Genomic DNA, 338 nt, shown 5'->3' with positions numbered 1-338 from the left:
GACCTCTCTGCCATCATCACCAGACAATATTCATTTGAGACAATCATTATTATACCTAATTCACTTAAAAAGTCAACAAGTTTTTTTATATTCTCTCAAAACTAGATAACACTTGCTTCATATTGAATCCAGCTCCAGCGACTAGAATTTCGATCATTTCGTACCTTCCTGCCGAAGCAAAGAACGCTTCTATAGTCAGGCACTCCAATGCTCTTCCATTCTGAGCGAGTCGCTTCCGCTTTTTTTATTGGTTAAGTCCTCGATCTATTAGTATTCGTCAGCTCCACGTGTCACCACGCTTCCACCTCGAACCTATCAACCTGATCATCTTTCAGGGA

At 40.8% G+C, this 338-nt stretch carries 1 rRNA gene; it reads right to left on the bottom strand.

The features are described from left to right. Positions 1 to 247: 247 nt before the first annotated feature. Positions 248 to 338 (bottom strand): 23S ribosomal RNA (locus MR059_RS21565); the annotation flags it as partial.

It is taken from the genome of Bacillus cereus group sp. BfR-BA-01522 (assembly GCF_022662635.1).
In the GTDB taxonomy this organism is placed as follows: domain Bacteria; phylum Bacillota; class Bacilli; order Bacillales; family Bacillaceae_G; genus Bacillus_A; species Bacillus_A cytotoxicus.
Note: the sequence above shows the minus strand (reverse complement) of the source record. Positions and strands in the feature narration are given on the sequence as shown.